The organism is Streptomyces sp. E2N166 (assembly GCF_003671715.1).
GTDB lineage: Bacteria > Actinomycetota > Actinomycetes > Streptomycetales > Streptomycetaceae > Streptomyces > Streptomyces thinghirensis.
Genome location: NZ_RAIF01000018.1, coordinates 286460 through 295931 on the forward strand (window position 1 = coordinate 286460; position 9472 = coordinate 295931).

At 73.2% G+C, this 9472-nt stretch carries 11 protein-coding genes; 6 read left to right on the plus strand and 5 right to left on the minus strand.

Going from position 1 to position 9472, the window contains the following annotated elements:
* The 3 genes from EBH09_RS38935 to EBH09_RS15575 form a co-directional block, all read left to right on the plus strand.
* A partial coding sequence (locus EBH09_RS38935; RefSeq protein WP_238697327.1) for a LysE family transporter occupies window positions 1–397 on the plus strand: 397 nt, incomplete at its 5' end.
* 97 nt (window positions 398–494) lie between these two features.
* On the plus strand, window positions 495–920 hold the full coding sequence (locus EBH09_RS15570) for a pyridoxamine 5'-phosphate oxidase family protein (protein WP_121747600.1): 426 nt from the start codon (window positions 495–497) through the stop codon (window positions 918–920).
* A gap of 31 nt (window positions 921–951) precedes the next feature.
* The gene (locus EBH09_RS15575) at window positions 952–1620 is read left to right on the plus strand and encodes a pyridoxal 5'-phosphate synthase (protein WP_121747601.1); all 669 of its coding nucleotides are present in this window, start codon (window positions 952–954) and stop codon (window positions 1618–1620) included.
* A gap of 7 nt (window positions 1621–1627) precedes the next feature.
* On the opposite strand, the gene EBH09_RS15580 is transcribed toward EBH09_RS15575, so the two are convergent.
* Window positions 1628–2239: a GNAT family N-acetyltransferase gene (locus tag EBH09_RS15580; RefSeq protein WP_121747602.1), complete on the minus strand. Its 612-nt coding sequence runs from the start codon at window positions 2237–2239 to the stop codon at window positions 1628–1630.
* 102 nt (window positions 2240–2341) lie between these two features.
* On the opposite strand from EBH09_RS15580, the gene EBH09_RS15585 reads away from it, so the two are divergent.
* Window positions 2342–3544 carry an NAD(P)/FAD-dependent oxidoreductase gene (locus EBH09_RS15585; protein WP_121747603.1) on the plus strand — a complete coding sequence of 401 codons (1203 nt, stop codon included), beginning with the start codon at window positions 2342–2344 and terminating at the stop codon, window positions 3542–3544.
* A gap of 63 nt (window positions 3545–3607) precedes the next feature.
* On the opposite strand, the gene EBH09_RS15590 is transcribed toward EBH09_RS15585, so the two are convergent.
* Window positions 3608–4924 carry an MFS transporter gene (locus EBH09_RS15590; RefSeq protein WP_121747604.1) on the minus strand — a complete coding sequence of 439 codons (1317 nt, stop codon included), beginning with the start codon at window positions 4922–4924 and terminating at the stop codon, window positions 3608–3610.
* Window positions 4925–4995: 71 nt separating this feature from the next.
* On the opposite strand from EBH09_RS15590, the gene EBH09_RS15595 reads away from it, so the two are divergent.
* A complete protein-coding gene (locus EBH09_RS15595) occupies window positions 4996–6012 on the plus strand; it encodes a helix-turn-helix domain-containing protein (protein ID WP_121747605.1) in 1017 nt (338 codons plus the stop codon).
* 401 nt (window positions 6013–6413) lie between these two features.
* On the opposite strand, the gene EBH09_RS15600 is transcribed toward EBH09_RS15595, so the two are convergent.
* The 3 genes from EBH09_RS15600 to EBH09_RS15615 all read right to left on the minus strand — a co-directional run bounded on the left by EBH09_RS15600 (window position 6414) and on the right by EBH09_RS15615 (window position 8403).
* On the minus strand, window positions 6414–6890 hold the full coding sequence (locus EBH09_RS15600) for an ATP-binding protein (RefSeq protein WP_193776360.1): 477 nt from the start codon (window positions 6888–6890) through the stop codon (window positions 6414–6416).
* Between the two features lie 507 nt (window positions 6891–7397).
* Window positions 7398–7910: an EF-hand domain-containing protein gene (locus EBH09_RS15610; RefSeq protein WP_121747608.1), complete on the minus strand. Its 513-nt coding sequence runs from the start codon at window positions 7908–7910 to the stop codon at window positions 7398–7400.
* A gap of 112 nt (window positions 7911–8022) precedes the next feature.
* Entirely contained in the window at window positions 8023–8403 is a 381-nt protein-coding gene (locus EBH09_RS15615) for an STAS domain-containing protein (protein ID WP_121747824.1), read from the minus strand.
* Window positions 8404–8814: 411 nt separating this feature from the next.
* Here EBH09_RS15615 and EBH09_RS15620 point away from each other — a divergent pair, with 411 nt between their 5' ends.
* Window positions 8815–9405 (plus strand): sigma-70 family RNA polymerase sigma factor, encoded by a 591-nt coding sequence (locus tag EBH09_RS15620; protein ID WP_121747609.1) that lies wholly within the window; start codon window positions 8815–8817, stop codon window positions 9403–9405.
* Window positions 9406–9472 lie beyond the last annotated feature (67 nt).

Genomic DNA, 9472 nt, shown 5'->3' on the forward strand with positions numbered 1-9472 from the left:
GGTGTGGCTGGGGTGGTCGGTGCTGCGCCGGCCCGGCACCCCGGGGGCGGCCGCGCAGGACGGCCCGGCCACCGCGGAGGGCGGCTCCCGGGCCCGGGTGTTCCTGCGCGGCGCCACGATCAGCGGGCTCAACCCCAAGGGCCTGCTGCTCTACCTGTCCGTGCTGCCGCAGTTCCTGGTCACCCGGGGTGCGCACCTGCCGGTGCCCGTGCAGACTGTCGTCCTGGGACTGCTGCACATGGCGTGCTGTGCCGCCGTCTACCTCACGGTCGGTGTCGCCGCCCGTGCCGTCCTGGGCGCGCGTCCGGCCGCGGCCCGCGCGGTCACGCGTACGTCGGGCGCCGCGATGCTGGGCATCGGGGCGTTCCTGTTGGTGCAGCGGCTGGCGTTGTCCTGACGGACGTCCGGCGGGAGTCCGCCGAACGGGAACAGCCTTGCGCCCGGCCGGTGTTGAGCCAAAGCAACGACGTCCGTACCCGCTGGAGGAGACCGGAATGGCCCTGACCCGCGAAGAGCGTGAGAAGTTCCTGGCCGAGCCCCACATCGCGGCGCTCGCGGTCGACGCGGGAGCGGGCCGGGCCCCGCTGACCGTGCCGATCTGGTACCAGTACGAGCCCGGCGGCGACGTATGGATCATGACCGGCCTCGACAGCCGCAAGAACGAGCTGATCAAGGCGGCGGGCCGGTTCTCCCTGATGGTCGACCGGCTGGAGCCCACCATCCGGTACGTGTCGGTGGAGGGGCCGGTCGTCGAGACGGTCACCGCCACCGGGGACGACCTGCGGGAGATCTCCGCCCGGTACCTCCCGGCCGAGAAGGTCGACGGCTACGTCGCCTTCGCCTCCGCGAGCCACGGCGAGCAGGTCATCGTCCGCATGCGACCGGAGCGCTGGGTCTCCTCCGACCTCGGCTCGGTGTGAACCAGGGCCCGGCGCCCGTGACAATCGGGGCATGGGAACCGATCTTCACGAGTTGCTGAGGTCGCTGCGGGTGTGGGATCCCGCGGTCACCGAACTGCCGCCCTTCGACCCGGCCACCGCGCCCGGCGATCCCCTGACCCTGTTCACGGCGTGGTTCGCCGAGGCGGTGGCGGCCGGTCAGAGCGAGCCGCACACCGTTTCGCTGGCGACGGCGGACGCGGAGGGCCTGCCGGACGCACGCGTCGTGATGCTGCACGGCGCGGACGCGGACGGCTGGTCCTTCGCCACGCACGCCGGCAGCCGCAAGGGCCGCCACCTCGCCGCCCGCCCGTACGCGGCGCTCGTCTTCTACTGGCCGGTGCTGGGCCGCCAGGTACGCCTGCGCGGCCCGGTCGCCGTCGCCCCGGCCGACGTGGCGCACGCCGACCTGCACGCCCGCTCGACGGGCGCCCTGGCCGCCGCCCTCACCGGACGGCAGAGCGCGGACCTGGACTCGGCGGCCGAGCTGGCCCGCGCCTCCGAGGCGGCCTGGGAGCGGGCCGGCCGGGAGCCGGACGCGCCCGTCCCGTCCTGGACGCTGTACCGGCTGCTCCCCGACGAGGTGGAGTTCTTCCAGGGCGACGCCCGCCGCCGCCACGTACGGCTGGCCTACCGGCGGACGGAGGAAGGCGGTTGGGGCACGCGGCTGCTGTGGCCGTGAGCGACGGTCACCGGCCGGCGGGCGCCGCGGGCTCCGCGTCCGCCGCCAGCCGCGCGTGCAGATGCGCGTCGCGGAACACGTCGTGCCGGCCGGCCTCGAACATCGCCCCGCGCATCGTGCCCTCGTAGGCGTAGCCACAGCGTTCGGCGATCCGGCAGGAGGCGTCGTGGCCGACCGCGTGACCCAGTTCCAGGCGGTACAGGCCGAGTTCCGCGAAGGCCCAGCGCGACGCGAGGAGCAGGGCGCGGGTGGCGACCCCCCGGCCGCGGGCCTCGGGGAGCACCCAGTAACCGACCCGTGCCAGCTTCAGCGGCAGGTTGATCTCGTTGACGCCGATGTGGCCCAGCACCGTGCCGCTCCCCTCGTCCGTGATCCGGAACGACGCGGACCTGCCCTGCCCGGCGTCCCGGGCGCGGGCGCGCAGTGACTCACGGGCACCGGCGAGGTCCGTCCACAGCCTGAGCGGTGTGTTCCAGCGCTGGAACTCGGGGTCCAGGCAGCCGCGCAGCCACGTCTCGGCGTCGGCGTCGGAGCCGGCGTCCCAGGACCGGAGGTGGAGGCCGTGTCCGTGCGGTTCGGTGAGGGAGGGCGCGAGGGTCTGCATGCGTGTGTGGGCCATCGAGACATTCAATCCGACCGCGGGCGGCGGTCGTGACCGATCCGCAACCGATTCCGCTCTTGACCGAGACCCATCAAGCGAGAGCGTGATTACGCTCGCGGCATGGCCGACTCCACAGCGTCCGCTGAACCGCAGCCCGCACACCCCGCGGACCGCCCCGTGTACGTCATAGGCGCGGGCCCCGGCGGCCTCGCCGTCGCCCACGCGCTGCGCGCGCGAGGTCTGCGGGCCGTCGTCCTGGAGCGGGCCGACCACGTCGGCGCCTCCTGGCGGCGCCACTACGACCGGCTGCGCCTGCACACCACCCGCCGCCTCTCGGCGCTGCCCGGACTGCCGATACCGCGCCGCTTCGGTCGGTGGGTGGCCCGGGACGACGTGGTGCGGTACCTGGAGAAGTACGCCGAACACCACAAGCTGGAGATCGTCACCGGCGTCGAGGTCTTCCGCGTCGAGCGCGCGCCCGACGGCGCCGGCTGGCTGCTGCACGCCTCGGGCGGCCGCGAGCTGACCGGCGCCGCCGTCGTGGTCGCCACCGGCTACAACCACACCCCGCGCCTGCCGGACTGGCCCGGCCGGGACACCTACACCGGCGAGGTCCGGCACGCCGCCGAGTACCGGAACGCGGCCCCCTACGCCGGCCGTGACGTCCTGGTCGTCGGCGTCGGCAACACCGGCGCCGAGATCGCCGTGGACCTGGTGGAGGGCGGGGCCGCCCGGGTCCGGCTGTCCGTGCGCACCGCGCCCCACATCGTCCGCCGCTCCACCGCCGGCTGGCCCGCCCAGTACAGCGGCGTCCTCGTACGGCGGCTGCCGGCCCGCCTCGTGGACCGGCTCGCCCGGCCACTGGCCAGGATCAGCACGCCCGACCTGTCGGCGCACGGGCTGCCCCGCCCGGACACCGGCCTCCTCACCCGGGTCGCCGAGGGCGCCGTCCCGGTGCAGGACGTCGGCCTGATCGACGCGGTGCGCGGCGGCCGGGTGGAGATCGTGGCCGCCGTCGACGGCTTCGAGGACGGCAAGGTGGCCCTCGCCGACGGCACCCGCGTCGCACCGGACGCCGTGCTCGCCGCCACCGGATACCTCCGGGGCCTGGAGGGACTGGTCGGCCACCTCGGCGTACTCGACGCCCGCGGCAGACCGGCCGCACGGGGCGCCCGCTCCCCCGACAACGCCCCCGGCCTGTACTTCACCGGCTTCACCAATCCGGTCAGCGGCATGCTCCGCGAACTGGCGATGGACGCGGCTCGGATCGCGAGGGCGGTGGCGAAGAGGGACGGGGGGCGGGTCTCGCGGCTTCCGCGCTGAGGGGCGCGGCGTCGGCGGCGAGGGCGTCGTCTCCCGTTCCGTGCCGGGGCAGCCCGCGCCCGGTCACGGCAGGGCGGTCACCGGTACCGGCCGGCGCCGGATCACCAGTGCCATCAGTGCCGCCGCCGCGCACAGGGCGCCGGAGGCGATCCAGACCACGTCGTAGGAGCCGAAGGCGTCGCGGGCCACCCCGCCGAGGAAGGCGACGAGGGCGGCGCCGACCTGGTGGGAGGCGAGGACCCAGCCGAAGACGATCGCGCTGTCGTCGCCGTAGTGCTCGCGGCACAGGGCGAGGGTGGGCGGGACGGTGGCGACCCAGTCGAGGCCGTAGAAGACGATGAAGAAGATCATCGGGGGGTGGACGCTGGGCGCGAGGAGGAGGGGGAGGAAGAGGAGGGAGACGCCGCGCAGGGCGTAGTAGACGGCGAGCAGGCGGCGCGGTTCGAAGCGGTCGGTGAACCAGCCGGAGGCGATCGTGCCGACCACGTCGAACACACCGATCACGGCCAGCAGCGACGCGGCGGTCGTCAGCGGCATGCGGTGGTCGTGGGCGGCGGGGATGAAGTGGGTCTGGATCAGGCCGTTGGTCGAGGCGCCGCAGATCGCGAAGGTGCCGGCCAGCAGCCAGAACGGGCCGGTGCGGGCGGCGGAGAAGAGGACCTTGAGCGCGCGGCGGGCGGCGCCGGGCACGGGGGCGGGCTTGGGCACGAACTCCTGGGCGCCGTAGGGCTTCTGGCCCACGTCCGCCGGGTGGTCGCGCAGGAGGAGCCAGACGAAGGGGACGACGGCGAGGGCGGCCAGGGCGACGGTGACGGCCGCGGGGCGCCAGTCGTACGTCTCGACGATCCAGGACAGCAGCGGCAGGAAGATGAGCTGCCCGGAGGCCGAGGCGGCGGTGAGGACGCCGGTGACCAGGCCGCGCCGCTCGGTGAACCAGCGGTTGGTGACGGTGGCCGCGAAGGCCAGCGCCATCGAGCCGGAGCCGAGGCCGACCAGCAGGCCCCAGCAGAGGATCAGTTGCCAGGCGGAGTCCATCCACACCGTCGCGCCCGAGCCGAGCGCGATGACGATCAGGGCGACGGCGACCACGCGGCGGATGCCGAAGCGGTCCATCAGCGCCGCGGCGAAGGGGGCGGTCAGCCCGTAGAGCGCGAGGTTGACGGAGACGGCGGCGCCGATCGTGCCGCGCGACCAGCCGAACTCCTGGTGGAGCGGGTCGATGAGGATGCCGGGCAGGGAGCGGAAGGCGGCGGCGCCGATGATCGTCACGAACGTGACGGCGGCGACCCACCAGGCACGGTGCACCCGGGCGCGGCGACGCGGGCGGGCGGGCTCCGGCCGGTGTACGGATGCTGCGGCGGCGTCGGTTGTCTGGGGCACGTCATTGAGCTTCGGGCGCGCGATCCTTGCGATCCAGTGGCCCGAAGGACAGCGTTCGCTAGGATCGGGCCATGACGTCCGATCGTACGTACCGCGCACACCGGCCGCACCGCGTCGTCGTTCTCGCCCTCGACGGCCTCCTCCCCTTCGAACTGGGCATCCCGCAGCGGATCTTCGGGCGCGCCAAGGACGAGCGGAAGCGCCCGCTGTACGAGGTCGTCACCTGTTCGGTGCGCCCGCCGGGGCCGGTCGGCACCGACGCCGACTTCGCGATCCTGGTCGAGCACGGCCCCGAGGCCCTGGCCACCGCCGACACGGTCGTCGTCCCGGCCTCCTACGAGCTGGGCCCCGTGCACGAGGAGGGCGTACTGACCGGGGAACTGGCCGCCGCGCTCGCGCTCGTCCGGCCCGGCACCCGCCTCGTCGCGATCTGCACGGGCGGCTACGTCCTGGCCGCCGCCGGGTACCTCGACGGCCGGCCGGCGACCACGCACTGGGCGTCCGCCGAGCACTTCCAGCGGCTGTTCCCGAAGGTGCGGGTGGACCCGGACGTACTGTTCGTCGACGACGGCGACGTCCTCACCTCGGCCGGGGTCGCGGCCGGGATCGATCTGTGCGTGCACATCGTGCGCCGGGACCACGGCACCGCCGTCGCCAACGAAGTGGCCCGCCGCACCGTCGTGCCGCCGCACCGCGACGGCGGGCAGGCGCAGTACATCGATCGGCCGGTGCCCGATCCCCAGCAGTCCTCGACGACCGGCGCGCGCGCCTGGGCGCTCGGCCGCCTCCACGAGCCGATCCAGCTACGGGACATGGCCGCCCAGGAGTCGATGTCCGTACGCACCTTCACCCGCCGTTTCCGCGAGGAGGTCGGTGTCAGCCCGGGCCAGTGGCTCACCGGTCAGCGCGTCGAACGGGCCCGGCACCTGCTGGAGTCCACCGCTCTCTCCGTCGACCAGGTGGCCCGCGACGCCGGCTTCGGCACGGCCCAGTCGATGCGGCAGCACTTGCAGACGGCGCTCGGGGTCACCCCGACCGCGTACCGGCGGACTTTCCGTACAGAGTTGTCCACAGCCTGTGGACAGTGAGCGGGAACTTCACCGCACTCTCCTTCGGCCCCCCGGTACCACCCGGTCCCCCGTACTTGCCGGAACGGCGGCGCGGCGCTGTCCGCCCCGAGCATGGCACCGCGCGCCGCCACCCGACTCCGGCGCTCCCGCCCGGCTCCCGTCGCCCCCGAGGGAACCGCCGCCGAATCACGACCCACGCTCGTCGAGGGCTCCGTCACCGAGGCCTCGTCGTCCCCTCGCGGCGAATCGTTGCCTACAAGCGTGAGGAAACGGTCACGATCCGTCAACCGGCGCAGGGGGATTCATCACTTACACCCCGTATGCGCAGGACGCGCACGGAAGCATGCCCGGCGCACTGCCGCATCACCTCCACGAGCAGCGGGGGCTCGTGCACCCGGCGCGTTCCACGCCGCCGGCCGCTACACCACTTCGAAGGCGAACCCCTCGAACGCCACCGCGCCACCACCGCTTCCGCAGACCGGCGCGGCGTCCTCGCGCCCTGCGCAGCGGTCCAGTTCGCACCAGATGCGCTTGCCGGTGCCCTCCCGGCTCCAGCCCCAGCGGTCGGCGAGGCCGTCGACGAGGGCGAGACCCCGCCCGCCCGTCGCCTCGCCGTTCACACAGCGGGGCACCGGGGCGCGGTCGCTGGCGTCGTCCACTTCGAGGCGGACGGTCGCCTCCTCGGACTCCTCGGCCACCGATCCCGGCAGCACCAGCCGCAGCACGGCGGAACTGCCGGTGTGCACCACGGCGTTGGTGACCAGTTCGGAGACGAGCAGGACCAGCGTCTCGGCGAGTGGTTCGTCGGCCTGTATCCCGGCCCCGGCGAGCCGTGAGCGCGCCCACCGTCGCGCACGCCCCACTTCCGAGGGGTCGGGCCGGACCTCCAGCTGCACTTGAAGCACCTGCACCGCTCACACCATCCGAACCGGCGGACACAAAGGCTCGCGCCTCATGAGGGCCACGATCGTAGCCATTTCTGCATGGCCAGAACAAAGGCCGGGTCAGGGATCACGGAACGTGAATCCCGTGTGGGACAGCATGGTTGACGTACAGTCACCTCAACAAGCGCTTCGGGCATATTCCAGCGCGAAGGAGTACCCGTGCGGCATACTGTGCGACGCTCGTTCCGGGGAGTCGAACAGGCGGCGGCCGACGGCCGTTCCACCCTGCGAGGCAAGGCGCACACCGCCGGTTCCGGAGCCGCCCCAAGGGCAACTCCGGCACGGCTGGCGCTCGGGACCACTCGCATCCCACACAAGGTACCGGAGTGTGGCGCCGACTCCGGGCCGTAACGGGTCACACGGCGAACACGACCCGGTATCAACGCTCCGTGATGCCGCCCTGCCACGATCCGCGACATCTGTTCGGGAAGGCGCTGACGGCCGCCGGCGCGGGACGCGCTACTCGGGCACGGTGAAGTAGCGGGCGAACGCCGGGACGATCTCCGCCTCCTCCACCTTGCCGTCGCCGTCCGCGTCGAGCGCCTCGGCGACCGGCCGGGCGGCGTCCCCGGGCACGCCGAGCGCGGTGAGCACCCGCGCGGCGGACTCGACCGTGGCGGCTCCGTCACCCTCGGTGTCGGCGACGTCCAGGGCCGCGTGCAGGAAGGGCCGGGCGATCTCGGCGAACCGGTCCGGGTTGTCCCGCAGTCGCTTGACCGCTCCGGACACGAACTCCTCGCGGGTGATGCGCTGGTCGCCGTCCCGGTCGGCGATGCCGGCCATGCCCTGCCAGAACGCCTCAGCGCCGCCGTACAGGGCCTGGCCCTTCTCGGAACGGGCCGCGGTGCCGAACTCGGCGAGCACCGCCTTGGCCGCTCCGCTGAAGTCCGAACGGTCGATGTAACCGTTGCCGTCCTGGTCGAAGGTGGCGAACCGCGCGGCGATCCTGCGCTCGTACTCGCTGTTGACCATTGTCTTCTCCGGCCGCCTCACGTCGTCGGTTTCGGTGGGTGCGTATCGCTCGTGCGCAACCTCGTGCGCAACGCTGGGAGCGTACGACGAAGGGCGCGACCGCGGGCGGGATCTACGCGGAGAGCGAGCGCGGTTCGTCGCCGGTCGCCGAGGCGAGGTCGGGGTGGACGTCGAAGAGCCGGCGCACCCCGAGCGCGCCCAGGACGCGGTTGACGTGGGAGCCGTCGACGGCCCCCTGGGCGGGCAGTATCAGGCGGAGCCGGCCCTGACAGGAGCGGATGAGCCGCCGGGAGGCGATGAGCACGCCGACGCCGCTGGAGTCGCAGAACAGGACCTCGGAGAGATCCAGGACAAGGCTGTGCCGCCCCTCGGCCACCTCGTCGTGCACGCGCTGCCGCAGCACCGGTGACGTCACCAGGTCCAGTTCGCCCGACACCTGGAGCACGGCCCACTGGCCCCGCTCGCCGCCGATCACGTTGAACGTCACCACCATGCCCTTCATTCGCCGGAACGTCCGGAATAACCCGAAACGGAAGCCATGCTTACGCTTCTTGGCGGCGCGCCTGCCCACCGGCCGTTCCCGCAAACGCCCGCCCGGAAACGGTGGCCGGTCGGAATAGGCTTGTTTCAGATGGTTTCGATCCTGTTCGATCGAAACCGGTCGCACGATAGAGGGTAGGTGAGGCGCGTCGGGAGCGTTTACCACCTGCGGACCGTCGGGGGCGCGCATTGGCACAAAGGGGCGTGCGATGTCGGACGTGCCGACTACATTCGGGGAGACGGTGGCCACAGGCTGGAGACCGGCACGGGCCGGAGAACGAGCACGCACAAGCAGGCACAGGTACGCACGAGCACACACGACTACGGAACGAGCAGAGGACCGCACAGGGGGTGAAGGGGCCGTATGGCGAAGAGGGACGTACCACTGCGCTGGGACCGCAAGATGCAGCAGCGGCTCGCGCGTGGGGAGGCCGCCGCCCTGGGCGAGCTCTACGACCGGTTCGCCTCGCTCGTGCACGGCCTGGCGCACCGCGTGCTCGGTGACGAGCGGGCCGCCGACCACATCACACGCGACGTCTTCGCACACGTCTGGGAGCACCCGGACACCTACGACCCCCGGCAGGGCCCGCTGCGCACCTGGGTCGCCACGCTGACCCACCGCCTGGCCGTGCAGCGGCTGCGCGCCACCGAGACGGCCGCCCTCGCCCGCGGCGGACCAGGCACCACCGAGGAGCTGGAGAACAAGGTGCGTCACGCCTCGGTCGCCGCCCGCGCCGACTACATCGTCCAGTCCATGCCGGCCCCGCTGCGGGCCGCCCTGGAACTGGCCTACTTCCAGCGCCGCGACTACCGCCAGACCGCCGCCGACCTCGGCGTCACGGAGGACGAGGCCCGCCGCCGCCTCCGCCTCGGCCTCCAGCTCCTCTCCACCGCCCGCGACGCCGGCACCCCAAAGACCCCCGGGGCGCCGCCGGGATACGGGGGCGCGGCATGAAGGGGGCGTACGACGGCAGCGGGGGCTTCGAGGCTCCCGACGGCCCGGACGCCGAGGAGGCCGGGGA